The organism is Bifidobacterium subtile (genome assembly GCF_000741775.1).
GTDB classification, from domain to species: domain Bacteria; phylum Actinomycetota; class Actinomycetes; order Actinomycetales; family Bifidobacteriaceae; genus Bifidobacterium; species Bifidobacterium subtile.
Map to the genome: position 1 here is coordinate 70,224 of NZ_JGZR01000005.1, position 19,651 is coordinate 89,874.

14 protein-coding genes and 2 pseudogenes are annotated in these 19,651 nt (G+C 62.2%); all 16 read right to left on the minus strand.

Annotated features, from left to right (window positions below):
* Window positions 1-33 precede the first annotated feature (33 nt).
* Window positions 34-1,161, minus strand: coding sequence for a prephenate dehydrogenase (locus BISU_RS03930; protein ID WP_024463356.1), 1,128 nt, complete (start codon window positions 1,159-1,161; stop codon window positions 34-36).
* A 329-nt stretch (window positions 1,162-1,490) separates the two neighbouring features.
* A pseudogene (locus BISU_RS13515) lies at window positions 1,491-2,546 on the minus strand (prephenate dehydratase); the annotation flags it as partial.
* Window positions 2,546-3,145 (minus strand): hypothetical protein, encoded by a 600-nt coding sequence (locus BISU_RS03940; RefSeq protein ID WP_024463358.1) that lies wholly within the window; start codon window positions 3,143-3,145, stop codon window positions 2,546-2,548. The gene BISU_RS03940 and the pseudogene BISU_RS13515, both read right to left, overlap by 1 nt.
* A gap of 302 nt (window positions 3,146-3,447) precedes the next feature.
* Complete coding sequence (gene typA, locus BISU_RS03945; RefSeq protein ID WP_024463359.1) at window positions 3,448-5,370, minus strand: translational GTPase TypA; 1,923 nt, start codon at window positions 5,368-5,370, stop codon at window positions 3,448-3,450.
* Window positions 5,371-5,659: 289 nt separating this feature from the next.
* On the minus strand, window positions 5,660-7,042 hold the full coding sequence (locus BISU_RS03950; protein ID WP_152599159.1) for an MFS transporter: 1,383 nt from the start codon (window positions 7,040-7,042) through the stop codon (window positions 5,660-5,662).
* Between the two features lie 520 nt (window positions 7,043-7,562).
* Window positions 7,563-8,216, minus strand: a pseudogene (locus tag BISU_RS03955) (NUDIX hydrolase); the annotation flags it as partial.
* Window positions 8,217-8,357: 141 nt separating this feature from the next.
* Complete coding sequence (scpB, locus tag BISU_RS03960) at window positions 8,358-9,281, minus strand: SMC-Scp complex subunit ScpB (protein ID WP_081672675.1); 924 nt, start codon at window positions 9,279-9,281, stop codon at window positions 8,358-8,360.
* 8 nt (window positions 9,282-9,289) lie between these two features.
* Window positions 9,290-10,234 (minus strand): segregation and condensation protein A, encoded by a 945-nt coding sequence (locus tag BISU_RS03965; RefSeq protein WP_024463362.1) that lies wholly within the window; start codon window positions 10,232-10,234, stop codon window positions 9,290-9,292.
* 6 nt (window positions 10,235-10,240) lie between these two features.
* Entirely contained in the window at window positions 10,241-11,143 is a 903-nt protein-coding gene (locus BISU_RS03970; protein WP_226839171.1) for a ParA family protein, read from the minus strand.
* Between the two features lie 494 nt (window positions 11,144-11,637).
* Complete coding sequence (locus tag BISU_RS03975) at window positions 11,638-12,204, minus strand: hypothetical protein (protein WP_152599144.1); 567 nt, start codon at window positions 12,202-12,204, stop codon at window positions 11,638-11,640.
* Window positions 12,201-14,624 carry a hypothetical protein gene (locus BISU_RS12895; RefSeq protein WP_202805557.1) on the minus strand — a complete coding sequence of 808 codons (2,424 nt, stop codon included), beginning with the start codon at window positions 14,622-14,624 and terminating at the stop codon, window positions 12,201-12,203. The genes BISU_RS03975 and BISU_RS12895 overlap by 4 nt, the downstream gene beginning before the upstream one ends.
* A 198-nt stretch (window positions 14,625-14,822) precedes the next feature.
* On the minus strand, window positions 14,823-15,749 hold the full coding sequence (gene xerD, locus BISU_RS03985; RefSeq protein ID WP_024463366.1) for a site-specific tyrosine recombinase XerD: 927 nt from the start codon (window positions 15,747-15,749) through the stop codon (window positions 14,823-14,825).
* A gap of 186 nt (window positions 15,750-15,935) precedes the next feature.
* Complete coding sequence (gene rplT / locus BISU_RS03990; protein ID WP_024463367.1) at window positions 15,936-16,319, minus strand: 50S ribosomal protein L20; 384 nt, start codon at window positions 16,317-16,319, stop codon at window positions 15,936-15,938.
* 46 nt (window positions 16,320-16,365) lie between these two features.
* Complete coding sequence (gene rpmI / locus BISU_RS03995; RefSeq protein ID WP_024463368.1) at window positions 16,366-16,560, minus strand: 50S ribosomal protein L35; 195 nt, start codon at window positions 16,558-16,560, stop codon at window positions 16,366-16,368.
* A gap of 118 nt (window positions 16,561-16,678) precedes the next feature.
* On the minus strand, window positions 16,679-17,377 hold the full coding sequence (infC, locus tag BISU_RS04000) for a translation initiation factor IF-3 (protein ID WP_024463369.1): 699 nt from the start codon (window positions 17,375-17,377) through the stop codon (window positions 16,679-16,681).
* Between the two features lie 370 nt (window positions 17,378-17,747).
* Complete coding sequence (asnB, locus tag BISU_RS04005; RefSeq protein ID WP_024463370.1) at window positions 17,748-19,631, minus strand: asparagine synthase (glutamine-hydrolyzing); 1,884 nt, start codon at window positions 19,629-19,631, stop codon at window positions 17,748-17,750.
* Window positions 19,632-19,651 lie beyond the last annotated feature (20 nt).

Sequence of the window (19,651 nt, forward strand, 5' to 3'; positions counted from 1 at the left end):
GGCACTGGCGGCGGCCGCTACTCCGGCTGGCGGTCAGATTATCGGCTGACGCCGGATCGCGACGCGATGATCATCGAGGAAGCGTGCGATTCGCTCTCCCTGCTTCGCTGATTCCAGCAGCTCGCTCTGCCAGCAGGCAGGGTCGATATCGAGCGTGTCCCCTTGCCGTTGGTTCTCGTTCTCCGTAGAACCGGTACGGGCAACGAGAGCCGCACCCTGCGCCGCCTGCACACCTCGCAAAGCCTGTGCGCCCTGTGCTGTCTGCGCCTTGAAATCGCGGAACGACTGGCCTGCGGAGAAAAACTCAGCGATGGTGGCCTCGGCGTCATCGTGCAAACCGTCATCATGCTGCAGGTCGTCGGTACTGTGCAGGTCGTCAGCGCAGTGCAGGTCGTTGGCGAATGCGAGTAGCCGCGCGGCCATATTGCGCAGCAAGACTTCGACATTCGCTCGGTCCTCGTCGATCATCGCACGGGTGCGATTCGGGTCGGTCAGCGCCACCCTGGTCATGTCACGCCAACTGCCGGCGGCGAGCGCGGCGGCGATATTGCGCTCGGGGCTGGCGCACAGCTCGTTGATCATCGCGGTGGCGACGGCATGCGGCATATGGGAGATCAGCGCTGCGGCGCGATCATGCGTCGCATCGTCAAGCACGATGAGCTCGTTGCCCAAGCCATTGGTGATGAACCGGGCGACGGCAAGGAAGCGCCGGTATTCGGTCTCAGCGTCGATGGTGACCGCCCACAGCGCACCGTCGTACAGCGCCGGGTCGGAAGCCTCGAATCCGGAATGCTCGTTGCCCGCCATCGGGTGCGCACCGACATAGCATCCGCTCAAACCAGCCTGAGACACCTGCTCGCGCACCATGCCTTTGACGCTGCCCACATCGCTCAGCGTGGTCGCCTCCGGGTCGATGGCCGGGGCGAGACGCGCGAGAATACTCGGCATGGCCTTGAGCGGGTTGCAGAGGATAAGCAGCTCCGGCCTGGCCTGCGCCAAGCCTTCCAAAGTCTCCACGCATTGGATGCCGTCGCGGCGAGCGGCCTCGTAGGGCCTGGGAGTATGGTTCCACGCCAGCACCTCATACCCGCGGGCGGCGGCGCGACGCGCGAGCGACCCGCCGATCAGTCCAAGGCCGACGATGCCGATTGAAGTCACCACAGCAATTCCCTCCTCGTGGCAGCAGTATGCTGCCAATCGTCCATACGCGCCATGCGGCGGGTTCGTGCAGATGCTTCACACGCTGCTTCGGATGGCTCGAATAGCTCGGTCGGCTCAGCTAATTCGTCTGGCGCCTCACCGCGTTGCGCCTCACCGCGTTGCACCTCACCACGTTGCCTCTCACCGCGTTGCACCTCACCGCGTTGCACCTCACCACGTTGCATGGTCTCCCTGCGCGATGCACCCTGCCGCACTTCGCCGCGCTGCATGTCGTTGCGTTGCGCATCTTCGTCTAGCATTGCCTCGGCTGGCAGTACAGCGGCTGGCATTGCTCCTGTAGCGACGTGCACTCCCCCGGTCGGCAGCATCCACGCATCGACCGGCGGATTGGGACGTTCGCGGCGCGGGTAGACGGCCAGCGTCTTGACCCAGTCGCCGTGATCGACTACTTCGGCCAGCACCTCGCACAGCGAATCCTGCCACGGGGCAGCATCGATGGTGGCGATGAAGCTGTACGTGCCGTCATGGCCCTTGATGGGGCGCGAAATGAAGCTGGTCATGTTCAGCCCCGCGTCGCGCAGCACGTCGAGCAGATTCGCCAGCACGCCCGGTCCGGTGCTCAGCGGGATGAACGCGATGATGCTTTCGAATTCGGCTACGCCCTGCGCTCTGGCCGCCTGCAGCAGATCGGGAGCCTCATCGCGGGGGCCAAGCACCAAGAACTCGGTGCGGGCGCCCTGATAATCCTGCACCTGCTCGGCAAACGTGTGCAAACCATACAGCGGCCCGCAGATAGCCGGCCCCAGCGCGATGCGCCCCGGCTTGAGATCGCGGCACGCGGCGGCGTTGGATGTCGCCGGAACCGGCAGCAGCTGATATCGCTCGATGAAACGGCGGCACTGCGCCAATCCATGCGGGTGGGCGCTGACTTCCAGACGTGCAGGAGCGTCGACGTTTGGCGTCGCAGAAGCCGCCTGACCTTCATGAGCCTGATCGTTATGAGTACGGTCATTGCGTGGCATATCGTCTGATCCCGCAACCGAACCGGCTGCAACGGGCGACATGGGAGACGCGGCCGGATCGTCCGCAAGCGTGAAGGCGTCGAAGGCGATGTCAGCGCCGATGCGCGCGAATCCCGCCACCCCCTGAACGTCGATCAGCGCGTCAAGGTTGGGAACCACATACCCCTCGACGTTGTTCTCCCAGGCGATGACGCCCCATCCTCGGCCGCCTTGCACCATGCGAATGATCGCAGGCACGTCTTCGGCGGCGATGAGTTCGGTGCCCTCAGGCGCATACGCCTGTAACGCCCGTTCAGCGTCGGCTGCCGCCTGATGGGTGAAGGTGCCCTGCGGCCCCAGATAGTACAGTGCCTGTTTCGCCATCACAGTCCAATCCCCGCGCCGGTTGCGGGCACCGCCGCTGCCGGCACAGAATCCTTGGAGTTCCTGGAATTCTTGGCTGACGCGCCATAATCGGCATCATAACCGGTGTCATGACCACTGGCGTAGTCATCATCAGCTCGTCTGCCGGGCATCGTAAACAGCGATGCAGGCATCATCAGCAGCGCGACCTGCACCACAATCATGCCGAACAGCCAGAAGTACCCGACATGCGCACTGAAATACGGCACCGGAGCTCCGAAGCCTATCGGAGTGACCACATCGCCGTGGGGATAGCCCATCGCCATAAGCCATGCCACTGCCGAAGACGCTATAAGATGCAGCGCCAGACCGATGGCGCCTGAACGCGATCGTGCGCACCATGTCGACAGGCCGACGATCACCAGCGCCAGCGCCAGACCATAGGGAATATTCTGCGCCGCGCCCATGCGGTGTGCGAAGGTGCCGACTACGGCGACGCCCATCCCCGCCACCACGCAGATCAGCGCACGAAGCGGCGCATCGAGCTGGTGCGACCACGGCAGAAAGCGAATTGACTCGTCGTGCGCGTCGCGGTCACTATTCAGGCTGGTTTGGGTCATGGCTATCAGTATGCCTCAGCCATTAGTCAAGCCGGCCGCATCAGGCTCCGGTTTGCGCTGTTAAGCACTGTGTAAGCACTGTTAAACAGGCCCGCCACATGTGGGCCGAAATCGCCACAATACACGAAACATGCAATCCCAAGAGATCGCAGTGCGTACCAGATCGCAGTACGTACCCGGCAACGCCGAAACGCCCAGATATGCGTGTGCCTCGGGAAAACTCTTTATACGAGAACCTTCCCGAGGCACGAGGCACATGGTCACAGCACATGCAAGCCCGGAATCACCGACTCATCACCAGCTCACTTGTTGCCGTCGCGGCGACGCTGCTTGGAGCGCCACTTGTACCAGTCATCGCGGTTCAGCAGCAGCTTGCGCACGCGGATGGCTTCGGGGGTGACCTCGACGCACTCGTCCTCGTTCGCGAAGTCAAGCGCCTCTTCAAGGCTCATCTTGATCGGCGGGGTCAGGGTTTCGAGCACATCGGCGGTCGCGGAGCGCATGTTGGTCATATGCTTGGCCAGCGTCACGTTCACGTCGAGCTCGTCAGGCTTGTTGTTGATGCCGACAACCTGGCCCTCATAGACCTGGCTCTGCGGGTCGATGAAGAAGTTGCCGCGTGCCTGCAGGCGTTGCATGGCGTACGGCGTGGCGATGCCTTGGCGGTCCGAAACCATGGAGCCGTTCTGACGGGTCACGATCTGGCCGGCCCACGGGGCGTAGCCGGCGGAGATGGAGCTGGAGATGCCGGTGCCGCGCGTGGCGGACAGCAGCGCGGTGCGGAAGCCGATCAGGCCGCGCGAAGGAACCGTGAACTGCAGCCGAATCCAGCCGGAGCCGTGGTTGCTCATCGAGTCCATACGGCCCTTGCGGTCGGCCATCAGCTGGGTGACGGTGCCCATGTACTCCTCAGGCACGTCGATGGTGTCGTTCTCCATCGGCTCGTTGATCTTGCCGTCGATGGTCTTGGTGACCACCTGCGGGCGTCCGACGGTCAGCTCGTAGCCTTCGCGGCGCATCTGCTCGGCGAGAATCGCCAGCGCCAGCTCACCGCGGCCCTGCACCTCCCAGGCGTCGGGGCGGTCGGTCGGCAGGACGTGAATCGACACGTTGCCGATGAGCTCATGCTCAAGACGATCCTTGATCATGCGGGCAGTGAGCTTGTGGTCTTTGCCCTCAGTGCCGGCCAGCGGGGAATCATTGATTGCAAAGGTCATCGAGATGGCCGGCTCGTCAACGTGAATCAGCGGCAGCGGCTTCGGATCGCTCGGGTCGACAATCGTCTCGCCGATCATGATGTCGCTCACGCCAGCAACAGCAACGATGTCGCCAGGGCCAGCCTCGTCGACCGGCGCGCGGTCCAGACCCTGCGTGCGCAGGATCTCGGTGAGCTTGAAGTTCTCGATGGAGCCGTCGACACGCGAAAGGCCGTACTGCTTGCCCTTGGTCAGCGTGCCGTTGTAGATGCGGATAAGGCCCAAACGGCCCAGATACTCTGAGGCGTCGATGTTGGTGACATGCGCCTGCAGCGGCGCACCTTCCTCGTATTCGGGGGCGGGAATGTTGGCGATGATCGACTCGAATAGCGGCTCCAAATCGTCGTTGTCGGGCAGACCGCCGTTCTCCGGCACGTTGGTCGAAGCGTATCCGGCCTTGGCGGCGCAGTAGATCACCGGCAGGTCGAGCAGCGCATCGAGGTCGAGATCGACGCCCTCCTCCATCACATCCTGAGCCAGACCGAGCAGCAGATCGGTGGCTTCGCTCACGACTTCTTCAATGCGGGCATCAGGGCGATCAACCTTGTTGACGCACAGGATGACGGGCAGCTTGGCTTCCAGCGCCTTGCGCAGCACGAAACGGGTCTGCGGCAGCGGGCCTTCCGAAGCGTCGACGAGCAGCACCACGCCGTCGACCATCGAAATGCCGCGCTCCACCTCGCCGCCGAAATCGGCGTGGCCTGGGGTGTCGATGACGTTAATCGTGATGCCTTCGGGGTGGCCGTACTTCTCGGCCAGCGGGCCGGTGTACTGCACGGCCGTGTTCTTGGCGAGAATGGTGATGCCCTTCTCGCGTTCCAGATCGTTCGAGTCCATCACACGGTCAGGAACCTCTTCGCGCTCCGAGAACACATGCGACTGCTGAAGCATCGCGTTGACAAGCGTCGTCTTGCCGTGATCGACGTGAGCCACAATCGCCACGTTTCGAATATCACCACGTACCGCCATCGAAAACCTCTCTTTAATGTTTCACATTTCCTAGCGTTAATTTCTAGCGTTCTACTTGCCGTTGTATACCGGCCCAACATCGAATGAGTTTCCACCTGTATTTACACGCAAACCTTCACTACGATAGCGACGCGGGACGACAGAACGGCGTGAGGGCGCAGCAAGGCCGCATATGAGGCATTCCGACTTATTCGGCACGCTGTGTGCCATATGCCACGTGCCATGCGATTGCGCTGCCCGAAAACACGTCTCCGTCATGCCCTTGCATGGGCTCTCGCACGGCTGATTGCTAGTTCTCCAACTCCTTCCCCGCACGCTCGGGCAAAGCGAGAGCCGAAAGGCAGGCACACGCGAACACCGCGCCGAACACGATGAACGCGACTGTCTTGCCACCGCCGGCGATGGTCAGCAGCCACGGCACCAACAATGGTGCGACGATGGCCGCGATGCGCCCTACCGCTGCTGCCGCCCCGGAGCCGGCGGCGCGCAGACGCGTGGGATAGATCTCCGGCGTCACCGCATATAGCACGCCCCACGCGCCGAGGTTCGCGGCGGACAGCAGCATGCCGAAGACGAGCACGAGGGCCGGGGTACCGGCTTGGGCGAAGAGGAAGGCGGCCACTGCGGACACTGCGAGGAAGATGCTCAGCGTCTTGCGCCTGCCCCAGACCTCGACGAGCCATGCGGCGAGGAAATACCCGGGAAGCTGGGCCAGGGATATCGCCAGCGTGTAGCCGAAGGATTTGGTCAGGGAGCCGAACTGATCGGCGAGCAGCGAAGGCATCCAGGTGAAGGCGCCATAGTACGAGAAATTGACGAAGAACCAGGTGAGCCATATCGCAATCGTGCGCCCGCGATAGCGCTTCCCGAACAGGGTGCGCGTGGGTATCTTGGGCAGCGGCACGCCGGTGGGCGATGCCACTGGCGCTACGGAACTGGCGGCTTCGAAGTAGCGCACGGCACGCTCGGCCTCCACATCCCGGCCGTGGGCTTCGAGGAAGCGCACGGATTCGGGGATGTGCACACGTGCGACGATGGCATACAGCAGCGGCAGCGCACCGATGAGCAGCGCCCACCGCCATCCCCAGTCGCCAGTGCTGGGAATCACGAAGAAACCGATGGCGGCGGCGATGATCCAGCCCACCGCCCAGAAGGATTCGAGCAGCACGGTCATGCGCCCGCGGTGCTTGGTCGGCGCGAACTCGCTGACGAGCGTCGAAGCGACCGGCAGCTCGGATCCTAGGCCCAGCCCAATGACGAAACGCGCCGCCAGCAGCGCCACGAGGCTCCACGCGAAGGCCATGGCCCCGTTGGCTAGGCCGAAAATAATCAGCGTAGCGGTGAATACGGTTTTGCGTCCGACGCGGTCGGCGATGAAGCCGCCGAGGGCCGCGCCTATCGCCATGCCGACGAAACCGATGGACAGCACCCAGGAGCGCTCGGTATTGCTTAGCGCGAAATGAGGGTCAGCGGCGATTGCGGCGACGACGAAGGAGACGAGACCGACGTCCATTGCATCGAAGGCCCAGCCGATGCCCGAGGCGACCAGCAGCTTGCGGTGCGCCGCGTTGAAGGGCAGCCGATCCAGTCGTTCGTTGCGCGTCAGCGGCCGTTGCCCGGTTTGCGCGGCGCTGGCAGACTGACCGGGAGCGGAGGTCTCGGGGACTGGCATAGCGGATTGGGAAGTCATAGCGACTCCTTGTCATTGATTGTCGTTGGATTCGGTTGGTGGAATAAGGGTGGATTAAGTTGGGGTTGGTGAATTTCAGGTTGGGCAGTGAAACCGATTTGCATGGTTTTCGCAATGCGAGCGCCTGAGCAGCAGTCAGGCGGTCAGCGACGCCGCAGGTCGGCGCACTCGGCTTGCGCGATTGCCGATACCGTTATTCGACGCCTTCGGATTGGCGCATGTCGTGGTGTGGCACGTTCGATGGCGCATCCCTTGGACGCAGCTCCGGCGACAGCACCGAGAGCACCTCTTCGAGGTCGGACTCCGACGCGCTGTTTCCTCCACGCCACATGACGTCGAATGCCGTGGGACGCTGCCATGCTTCTCGGCTCTCCCGGTCTGATTCGTCGTCTTCGTTGGCGCCCGCGTCGGTGCCTGAGTCGGCGCTCAAGCCATATGCGTTGCCGCCTTCGCCGGTACTCAGGCCGTACAGCATAGTGTCGCCGCCCGCTTGGGCGCCCGCGTAGCGATACAAGGTCGCAGGACGCTGTCGGCCATACCGCACCTTTTCATCCGTGGCTTCGAGCTGACTCGAAGCGAGCATGCGTCTGCGGAAATTGGCGAGGTCGATCGGATTGCCCGACACCGCCTCATAGACGTCGTGCAGCTGAGCCAGGGTGAAGGTCGGCCCGACCAGTTTGGCGACGATGTCAGGGTAGTCGATTTTCGAGCGCAGCCGCTCCAATGCATAGGCGATGATGCGGCCGTGGTCGAAGGCGAGCGCGGGCAGGTCGTTTTCCGCGAACCATGCGACGTTGTTCGCCTCGTGAAAGTTCTGGGTCTCGACCGTGCCCACCAAGGCCCAGTACACGACGGAAACCATCGGCAGACCCTCGTAGGATCGCTGCGCATCGCCGAAGGTGTAAAGCTGCTCAAGATAGCTGGGGCGCAAATCGGTCGTGGAAGCGAGCGCCTCATACGCCGATTCCTCCAACGAACGATTCGATTGCACGTCGCCGCCGGGCAGCGCCCAGTCGCCGAGGAAGGGCTGGCGCACCCGGCGGACCAACGGCAGCCAAAACTCGGGTTTGGCTCCTCCCCCGAGCGCCAGAATGACTGTGGATACGCCAATCAGCGGCTGCTGTCGGCGTCGTTCGGTCACATTGCCCAATCCCATGCCATACCGCCTTTCACGCTCGATGCATTATTTATAGTCATCATGACTATAAATCAAATCACCGCGTGACACACGGCAGGAGGCTCACATTTTTTGCATGCGCTGAAAAAAGTGCGAGCCGAAGACCGTAGACCAAACTTTCTACTCGATTCGCATTGAGCCTTCATGCTCTTCCGCTTCGTCGCGCACCGTTGCGCTCTCTTCCATTTCCCGCTTTTCCACTTCCGTCTTTTCCATTTCATCTATGGGCGGCATGAACGGGGCCAACGAGGGCAATTGGTCGAGCGAATCCAAACCCATATGCTCCAAGAACAGCCCGGACGTCGCCAGCAGCGCCGCGCGGGATTCCGGGTCTATGCCTTCCTCACGTATCAGCCCGCGCACGACAAGCGAGCGGATTACGCCATCCGAGTTCACGCCGCGGATAGCTGCGACCTGGGCGCGGGTCACCGGCTGACGATACGCGATGATCGCCAGCGCCTCAAGGGCCGCCTGCGACAGGCGTGCGGTCTGCCCATCAGTCACGAATGCGGCGACGACCGGCTCGTAATCCGCCCGGTTGGCGAATTGCCAGCCGCGCACGGTATGCCGCAGCTCGAAGCCGCGCAATACGCCAGTCGAACCGTTGCCGTCAATGGAGCTGCAAGAGTCGTCAGATTTGCTGGTATCGGCGCGGTCGGCAAGATTGACGCGGCCGACGGAACTGGCGGATTTAGCGGAATCTTGGGATTCTACATGGCTGGCGAAAGCGGCTTCATCGACAGCCTCGCCCCGGCCTGCAATGCCTTGGCCTGCCATATTCCCACGCCCGTCGTAGTCCGCCTGCAACGCCGCCAACGCCACATCGACCTGAGCCTCGTCGACGGCAAGCACCCGCGCCAAGTCGGCGGACTGCTGCGGCTGATCGGCAACCATGAGAATCGCTTCAAGACACCCGCGCAGGCCGCCGGGGAAATCCTCGACATCGAAATCGACGTATTCCGGACGGGCAGGCGGCGCAGTGCGCTCTTGCGACGCGGCGGCGGACGGATTCGGCCCAGGCCACAGCCCCTGTGGCGTTTGCATTTCACCGCTCATGCGAAATCCCCCTCGCTTATCGTCAGCTCGGCATGCTCGTCGGCGTCCGCCGCCCAGCGGATAAATAAGGTCTCAAATGGCCCGGACTGCTTGAACTGCACTGCGCCCTGCTTGAAGAAGGTGAGCAGGGCAAGAAATCGTGCGACGACTTCGATGCGCGACGTCGCATCAGCGCTCAATGCGGCGAACGTCATCGATCCTTCGTTTCCCAGCGCCCGCAGTCGATCGCGCACCAAGGCCGATTGGGCCTGCAGGTCCACCATCGGCACGTGCAATTGATGCAGCGAGACCTGATCGACGGGTGCATTCGCAAGCGCATGAGCAGCCAACGCCGCAAGCTCATCCGCTCCCAGCGTCCAGACCAGTTCGGGCAGCATCGCCGCAACCGCGTCATCCACGACTGCAGGATGAGGAAAACGCCCGGAATTCGCGGCGAAGCGCGCACGGAAATCCCCTGCGGCACGTTTGAAAGCGCGGTATTGCACAAGTCGGGCGAAGAGCAGATCGCGTTCGCGCAGCGCCTCGATGCTCTGCTCGTCACGCTCGCCCTGCTCGTCGCCCGGCAGGAGCGCGGCGCTTTTCGCCTCGACCAGAATCGAAGCCACGTCAAGGAAGGCGCTGGCCTCGTCCATATGCTGCGCGAACTGGCTTGACGGGGTCGGCTGGTCCGGCGACGCTTCCTGATCCGGTGACACTGCTTGGCTCGGCAACGCCGACTGTCCCGCCGCCACCGACTGGTCCGGTGACACAGTCTGCCCCGACGCCAAACCAAGCCGCCGCACATACGCCAGAAACTCCTCGGTGATGGCCGAAAGCGACACCTCGGTCACCTCAAGCCGTCTGTTCGCAATCATGCCCAGCAGCACGTCGAACGGCCCGGCATAGCCTTCGACGTCTACTTGGAAGCCGGAAACCGGCATTTCCTCGGCAGCAAGCGTCATCACACGCTATGCGACGATGCCGCGTGCGATGAGTTCGCGGGCGACCTCGCGGTACTCCTTCGCCGTCTTGTGCCCGGGCGCGTACACCGTGATCGGCGCGGCGGCGACATTCGCATCGGGCAGCTTAATGGAGCGCGAGATCACCGAATGGAAGACCTTTTCCTGGAAGGCCTCGTAGATGCGCTGCAGCACCTCTTCGCAGTGCAGGGTGCGGGTATACATCGTGACCAGCACGCCATGGACCTCAAGGCTGGGGTTGATGCGCGAGCGCACCTTGTCGATCGATTGCATGAGCAGCGCCACGCCACGCAGCGCGAAGAATTCGGCGGCCACGGGAATGATCACGCCGTCGGCGGCCGTCAGCGCATTGACCGTCAAGAGGCCCAGCGAGGGCTGGCAGTCGATGATGATGACATCGTATTCGTTGCGCACCTGGCGCAGCACGCTGGCGAGTATCTGCTCGCGCCCGACCTCAGTGACCAGCTGCACTTCGGCTGCCGACAGATCGATGTTCGCCGGCATGATGTCAAGATTCTCGAACTCGGTATGCTGCACGATCTCGTGCACGTCAACCGAGGTGTCGAACAGTGCGGTGTACACCGTGTTCTCAACGGTGTTCGCATTGATGCCAAGGCCTACGGTGGCCGCCCCCTGCGGGTCGAAGTCGACGATGAGCACGCGCCTGCCGTACTGGCTCAGCGCCCCGCCGATATTGATGGAGCTGGTGGTCTTGCCTACGCCGCCCTTCTGGTTGCACATGGCGATGATCCGCGCCGGACCATGCTGATGCAGGGGTTTTGGCGCGGGAAAGGTCTCATATTCGCGACCAAGCAGATCAGTAGGCATATTCTTCACCATATCAAGAGGCCTGTTCACCGCCCCATGCGCCGAATCAGCCGCACCGAGCATATCGTCTGCATCGTCAACGGCCGGAATGCGCAAGGTGCCCGAGATCGGCAGCTGCGCCTGCACGGCATGCGCACGGCGAGCATTCGACTGCGAAGCATCCGAATCGCGCGGCTCCTTGGCTGCCTTGGCAACCTCAGCGGCCCACCGGCTCTCGTACGGCATCATTCCTCCGTTCCAGGCCTTTCACCGACATGATTCTCGCCAATCTTGGCATGCTCACCACCGCAGACGTTTATCGCTCACAAAGGAACATCATAACGCGCACATCATAACGCACACGGCACATTCAGCCGTATATTCAGCCGCGCGTAGTACGTGCAGTGCACGAGACCCAGCGCAGCGCCGCAAACTGAGTTCGCCCCATCCCGCATGCTTTGCGTCGGACTTGCCAAAACAGAGAACCGCAGCCGCGAGGCGGCCAAGCTCGAAAGCTCGGCCGCCTCGCGGCTGCGGTTCAGTATCCTTATAGGAAGATAACGCCTGAGAGGACGAAATCAGTCGTCTTCGAGCACGTAATCCCATCCGGCGGCTGAGGGACCGCCATCCGGGTGGAAGCGCAGCAGCCCTTCGCCGCCCGGCAGCGACGTGCGCAGCTTTATCGTGAGCTGCTGCCCAGCTGCGAGCTTCTTGGGCAGGCCTGGAGTCGGTATGAGCGCGTGCGTGGCTCCGGCGTTGTCGAGTATGTCGAAGACGCTCGCGGAGAGCGGCACATCGGCGCCGCCCGGGGCCGCGGTGTTCGTGAGCGTAGCGGTGAATACGCTCGGTATGTCGGTCGCCTCTTCCTTCGTATCGCTTGGATACTCAGGGCCAGCGATATCGATCTTCAGCTGCGCCTTGCCTACCGATACGAGCACCGGGCTGCCAGGGTACGACAGCGCGGGCTTGTCGGCGCTGCCGTGCGCAATCGATGCCGAGCGAGCCGAAGGCAGGTAGCTCGGCATGTCGCCGATTGAGTTCGCAATAGATGCCGATGACTGGGCACCGCCGCACGCACCCAGTGCGATCGTCATGGCGACCATCGCGCTGAGCAGTCCGGCTGTTTTCACTATTCTGCGCATCATGCCTCGTGAGCCTCGTGACGACGACGGACCAGCAGGACCGTGACGCCGCCCACAATCAGGGCGAGCGCTGCCACGAGAAGCGCAATGCCAGTGGTCATATCGACGCCTGTGGAAGCGAGCGGGCCGCTGGCCTGAGGCTTCGCGGCGGCATTCGCCTTAGGTTGCTTGCCGGCCGGATTCGAAGGCGAAGTGCCCTGCGGCGCGGTCTGCGTCGGAGTTCCCGCTGGCGTGGTCTTCGTCGGGGTCGGGGTCGGATTCGCAGTCTGGTCAACCGCTGCATTCGTGAACACATCAGCGCCGAAGGGAGTGAGCCCATCCTGCGCCGCGAAACCGAGGTGGCCGAGGCCATCGAGGCCGCCGCTGACGCTGCCTGCGGTCAGCTGCTTCGTGTCATTGCCCTTCACAACCTGGAAGATGTCTTCCATCGTACGCAGCCACGAGTAGTGGTTGTAGTACGTGCTGGAAACGGTTCCGGGCTTGATGAGCGGGGAGATGAGCACGGAGCCCGAATCGCCGCCGCCAGGAGTTGCATCCTGCGCATCGAAGGTCGAGAGCGGCGATTCGCCGGGGTTCAGGTGGCCGGGAACGCCGGTCGCGGAGAGCGTGACGTCGGCGACCGCAGCAGTCGTCTTCAGTGCGTTGCCCTGCTGATCGACAAGCTTGAAGGATGCGTTCGTCACGGGATCCGAAGGCTTGGCGACGAGGTTCGGACCTTCGTTCGCCACGGAGCCAACGAAGGCGCCGGCGGGGATTCCCGCGCCAGTGACCGCGCGGCCGATGTCGGAGACGCTCACCGCGCCCTGCAGCGTGTCAGTGCCGGCTGCAGCGGTGACGGCGAGATCCTTGGCGCCCGAGAAGGAGGAGCTCGTGTTCTTCGCGCCCGAAACGCAGTTGCTCTTGTCGGCGTTCACAAGTGCCGTGTCCTGCTCGCATGACGGCGGTCGGGTGATGTAGCCGTTATCGCCAGGGCCAGGGTAGAGCTGATTGCCGTTCTCGTCCGCAGCAAGCGGCGTGTTCGGGCCGGTCGGCTCCCAATCGACGCCTTTCCCGTTGATGCTCTGTCCGGCGAGATCCGCCTTGATGTAGTTCTGGGCCATCGGACCGGGTGCCGGGAAGGTGTTCGCGGAGTACTGCTTATAGCCTTCGGCGAAGTCCTTGATCGTCGGGGTCTTGTAGCTGTACCGCTCATTGCCCGCCGCGTCCTGCGCGACCTTGGTCTGGTCGGTCGCGTTGTTGAACGACATGCTGTAGAAGGGCGGATTCGCCTCGTCGAAGGTGACGTCGATCAGGCCGCCGTCCTTGAAGGCCGCCGAACGCTCAATGAGCGGGATGTAGTACTTGAGCCACAGATCCGCCGCGTACAGTCCGCCGGTGTGGTTCGTGGGCGGCGTCGTCAGCGGCAGCGCGTAATTCGGATTGCCGTTCGCATCGAACACGCCCGAGAGGTTGTTGCCCACGCAGGTGGGGTCGTGCGCGTCGGAGCAGTTGTTCGGCGTGATCCAGTTGAACGCCGGCACCTGGTCGGCGGGCTTCTTAAGGTCGGAGATCAGGCCCAGGCTGGGATCGTCGAGATTGGCGATGTGGTTCGCGTCGGTCATCGTGCCGTCTGCGGGGGCGGTCAGCGCGTCCTTGCCGGTGTTGTCGTCGCCGATGATTGAGTGGAACCACGGGAAGGGGAAGTGCTTGGCGACATACTGATCATTCGACTGCGCCCCGGTGAACGAGGTGACGCCATTCGCCTTGTCGCTGGCCGAAGTGCTCATCACTCTGGGGTTGGTGGTGGGGTTGTTGGCTGCGGTGCCGGGGCCGCCACCAAGCGCATCCTCGCGTCCGGGCTGGTTGTGCAGGTCCTGCGCGTAGCCCTTCCAGCTGACGCCTGCCGCGTCGAACTGGTTGAACAGCGTGGGGATGTCCTTCGGGAAGGTGCAGCCGTTCTCGCCGTTCGCGGCGTTCGCGCCAGCTGGGGAGAGCAGCTGTCCGAAGTTGTCGGTCCGCCCGAAGTTCGCGCCGGTGTGGCTTGCGACGATATTCTTATTCGTGCCGAAATCGAAGTTCTTGTAGCTGCAGTCCGACTGCAGATCGTTGGAAGTGGCCTGCCCGGATGCCAAGGAAATGTAGTTGTCCTGGCTGTAGTGGCCGGTGCCGAAGTAGTTCGTGAGCAGCGCTCCCTGAGCGGGGAGGTCCTTCCAGAGGTAGCTGTTCTGGTTCAGGCCAGTGAAGGTAGCGTCATATGATTTGTTTTCGAGAACGATCGTCCATACGTGCTTGACTTGGCCGGGCTTCAGTCCCGTCTGCGTGATGGTGTCGGTGGTCTGGGTGCCGCTTGCGAAGGCCGCAGGAACCATGGCGAAGCTGCCGATGGTTATCAAGGAGACGGCGGCCGCAGTGGCCGCCCTACTGATATATTTGAGAGATTTCACATATCCCAAGATAATTTCTCACAGTGTCTTCTCAGCAGACGAAAAGTGAATTATAGGGAATATCATAATGAATTCCAAGAGACACTGCGAATTTTGAGAGACGCCGCGTATTCCAAGAGACACTGCGAATTTTGAGAGACGCCGCAAATCCCGAGAAACACTGCGAATCCCAAATAACGCCGAAGATGGCTTTGTCCGTCATCGCGCCCGCGGATGGGAGGTCAGGTAGGTTTCGATGAGATTCTCGGGGCTGACATGCGTGTAGATCTGCGTGGTGGTGACCGAAGCGTGGCCGAGCAGCTCCTGCACGGTGCGCACGTCGGCGCCGCCTTGAATCAGATGCGTCGCGAAGGAATGGCGCAGGGTGTGCGGGTGCAGCGGACGGTCGATATGGGCCCGCTCCCCCGCGAGCCGGATGATCTCCCACACGCTCTGGCGCGACAGCCGCCTGCCGCGCTTGTTGAGGAATATGGCCCGCCGCTCCGGGGTGCCCTTGGCCTTGCGTTCCAAAGCCGAGCGTCCAGCATTGAGATACGCAGTCAATGCCTCCTGCGCATATCTTCCGACCGGCATCAGCCGCTGCTTCGAACCTTTGCCCGTCAGCCGCGCGACATGCTCATCCATATCGATGTCGTTCAGGTCCGCGCCGACCGCCTCCGAGACGCGCGAGCCTGTCGCGTACATGAATTCGAGCAGCGCGTGATCGCGCAGCACAACCGGATCATCGCTGCCATGCATCGCCGCCGCATCCAGCAGCCGCCCTACTTCGTCGATGCTGAGCACATCGGGCAGATCGCTTGAGGCTTTCGGCGCCTTCACCGCTGCGGCGACATCATCGGCGACCGCATGCTGCGCGAGCGCGAACTTGTGGAACTCATGGATGCTGGCGAGCCGACGCGCCTTGCTTCGTGCGCTCTCCCCCGCTGCATCAAGGCAGGCGACGTAATCCTCTACATCCTGTTTGGCGACCGCATTCGGCGTGTCGGTTCCACGGCCGCGCAGCCAGTCGGCATACCGGCGGATATCGGATTCGTATGCCTTCACCGTCGCCCGCGAAAGTCCGCGCTCCACATCGATATGCGCGAGAAACTGCTCAAGCAGCGCATCGAATCCGTTCCGTTCCATACCGACCTATCCTAGGCAAAAGCGCAGCACATATGCGAAACCCCATGTCATGCACGCCATATATCGCAATATCTCACGACATATGCCATGCACATCATGGGGTTTTTATCAGGCTGCGCTGTATTAATTACACAGTGCCAATTTACACAGTGCCCAGAAACGAACACCGCCAGCCGAAATCAGCAATCAGGCAGCGACCGGGGCGTTGACATCCTCGGGAAGCGCGGCCTTGGCCTGCTCCACGATCGCCTTGAAGGTGTCGGGATCGGAGACGGCCAGCTCGGCCAGAGCGCGACGGTCGAGATCGATGTCGGCCAGCTTCAGGCCCTGCATGAAGCGGTTGTAGGTGATGCCTTCGGCGCGGACGGCAGCGTTGATGCGCTGGATCCACAGCTTGCGGAAGTCGCCCTTGCGCGCCTTGCGGTCGCGGAAGTTGTAGTTGAATGAATGCAGGAGCTGTTCCTTGGCCCTGCGGTAGGAGCGAGAGCGCTGGCCGCGGTAGCCGGAAGCCCTTTCGAGAACGACGCGACGCTTCTTATGAGCGTTCACTGCGCGCTTGACACGTGCCATAGTAGTATCTTCTTTCTTTGTCTAGCGTCTATACACTCGTCGCGGTTCAGCGGCCGAGCAGCTTCTTCATGTTCTTGCTCTGCGCGGGCGCGAGAACCTGGTCGGCCTTCAGGGCGCGACGCTTGCGCGCGGACTTGTGCTCGAGGTTGTGTCGCATGGCGCTGCCGGCCTGCATGAGCTTGCCCGAGCCGGTGACGCGGACGCGCTTCTTGGCTGCGGAATTGGTTTTCATCTTCGGCATTGCTGCCCTCCTTGTGGTTACTGCACAAATATTTCGTCATCGCATACTATCCGATGACTCGCTGATCAGCCGGGGAATCAACTCCGGCGTGACATTTTTCGGTATCCGGCCTTCCGGCTCAGGCCTTTTTCGCCGTTTGCCCGGAGGCTTGGTCTGCCGACGTTTCGGCCGCGGTTTTCTCGGCTTCGTCCGCATGGTTCTTGGCGGCCAAGCGTGCGGCCTGGCGAGCCTGGCGCTCGGCGCGCGATTCGGCGCCGCGGCGGCGTTGCTCGGACTGCGTGTGCACCTTCTTGGCCTTGGGCGTCAGCGTCATGATGATGTTGCGCCCTTCCTGCTTGGGGTAGGATTCGACGCTGCCGTATTCGGCAACCTCGTCGGCCAGGCGTTCCAGCAGCTCAACGCCGCCGATCGGGCGTGACTGCTCGCGCCCGCGCAGCATGATCGTGACCTTGACCTTGTCGCCGCCGTTCAGGAACCGCGTCACATGACCCTTCTTGACCTCGAAGTCATGCTCGTCGATCTTGAGGCGGAAGCGAATCTCCTTGATTTCCGCCGTGTTCTGATTGCGGCGGGCCTCGCGGGCCTTGATCTTCTCGGTGTACTTGAATTTGCCGTAGTCGATGAGCTTGGCGACCGGAGGCTTCGCGTTCGGTGCCACCTCGACGAGGTCAAGGTTCGCTTCCTTGGCCAGATTCAATGCGACCGTGGTCGCGATGACGCCGACCTGCTCGCCATTCGGCCCGATTAGGCGCACCTGAGGGACGCGAATCTCGTCGTTGATACGTGGTTCGTCGCTGATAATGACTCCAATCCTTATGTTCCTTCTCATGGGACCCAGGCGGAAACGCAGCTGCTCGAATTCATGGCATAAGGCAGGCGCTATTCAGCACAGAACGCGCTGATAAGCGCAGTCCCGATGCCATTTGCCTCTGCATGCTCAGCTCGGAATCATATCCGCCTGCCGAATCATGCGGCTCATGCCGTGAACCCGAAGCCATAGCAAGCTTCCAGGTGGGGTCTCCCCACTTTCTTGATTTCTCAAGCCAATCAACTAGTGTACCATGCCTGCGGACAAAGCCGGGCGACCACGTCGGCTGCCCGGCTTTGCCCCACTCGAAGACGTCGCAACGCATGCGAGACGCATACAGGGTGCATGCGAAAAAACGCTCGCGGGAGCAGCGGCGGCGCTACCGTTCGGACAGCGGCTCGGGCTTGTCGCCGTCATGCACGAAGAACACGTCGTACCAGGTCAGGAAGGTGTACACCGTCCAGATCTTGCGTCGGTCGTTCGTCTTGCCTTCGTAGTTGTCGTCGAGCATCTTCAGCAGCGCGTCCTGATCGAAGAACTCGCGTACGTAGTCGCGTTCGAACACCGCGCGGACCTGCTTGTAGTACTTCTCCTCGCCCAGCCAGATCTTGACCGGCGTGGGGAAGCCGAGCTTGGTGCGGTCGGACGAGGCCTTGGGCAGGTGCCGCGCCGCGGCCCGGCGGAAGGCGTATTTGGCCTGCGCATCGCGGATCAGATACTTGGTGGGCACCTTCTCGGCGACCTTCATTAATTCCTGGTCCAGCAGCGGCACGCGCAGCTCCAATGAGTGCGCCATCGTGAGCTTGTCGGCCTTGAGCAGAATGTCGCCCGGCATCCACTGGTGAATATCGAGGTACTGCTTCTTCTTGATCTCGGAAAGCCCCTGCCCTTTGATGCGCGCATACGTCTTGTCGACGATGTCATGGACGCCGGGAGCCTCGCGATAACGCGGCGCGAGCAGCTGCTGGGCCTCGTTCTCCTCGAAGACCTTGGCCTGGCCGATGAAGAACTCTTCGGAGGGCGCGAGATTCGCATACAGCTGCGTCGCGCCGTGGAACGTCTTGTTCTTCGCCCAATGCGCGACGGCATGCCGCGCCCTTGCCGGCAGATGGGTGAGCGCGCGCGTGACGCCCGCTATGACCTTCGACTTGGTGTGCAGGCCGTAATCGTCGTAGCCGGCGAACAGTTCGTCGGCGCCTTCGCCGCTCAGCACCACTTTGAGATCCCGGGCGGCCAATTGGGACAGGAAGAACAGCGGCACGCAGGAAGGATTCGAATCAGGCTCGTCCAGATGCCATTGAATCTGCGGGAAGTACGAGAAGGCCTCCTCTTCGTCGATGATCTCGGCGGTGTTGGAGAGCTTGAGCTTGTCGGCAAGCTCCTTGGCCTGGGTCGATTCATTGTAGCCCGCGCCGAAACCGACCGAATACGTGTGCTCGGGCCGTGCGATGGCAGCCACATAGCTGGAATCGACGCCGCTCGACAAGAAGGAACCAACCTCCACATCCGCGATTTCATGCGCCTTCACCGAGTCGATCACCGAATGGTCGATGCGGTCGACCAACGCGTCGAGCTCCTGCGTGCTCTCGCCGAATGCCGTGTCCCAATATTCGTGGATGTCCATGTTCCCGTCGCGATAGGTGAAGTAGTGCCCCTCTTTGAGCTTGAACACGCCTTTGAAGAAGGTCTCCTCGATGGCCGGATACTGGAAAGTGAGATAGGGCTTGAGCGCCTTGTCATTGAGCTCCTTGACGAAATCGGGATGCTGCAGCAGGCTTTTGATCTCGGAGGCGTACATGAAGGTGCCGTTCATCACGGTGTAGTACAGCGGCTTGATGCCGAAATGGTCGCGCGCGCCGAACAGCTCGTTCGTCTTGGAATCCCAGATCACGAAGGCGAACATGCCGCGCAGCTTCGTCAGCACGCCGGCGCCCCACTGCTCGTAGCCGTGCAGAATCACTTCGGTGTCGGCCTTCGTGGAGAAAGTGTGGCCCAACTTGATAAGCTCCACGCGCAGCGGCTGGAAGTTGTAGATCTCGCCGTTGAAGGTGATGGCCATCGTGCGATCCTCGTTGTAGATCGGCTGGTCACCGCCCTTGAGATCGATGATGCTCAGCCGCCTGAACCCAAGCGCCGCATGCTCATCGATGCAGTGGCCCTCGCTGTCCGGCCCGCGATGGGCGATGATGTCGGTCATCTTCTTGAGAATGCGTTCCTTGGCATCAATGGGAGCGTCGCTCACAAACCCGGCTATTCCGCACATAACAGTCCCTTCTTATAGAA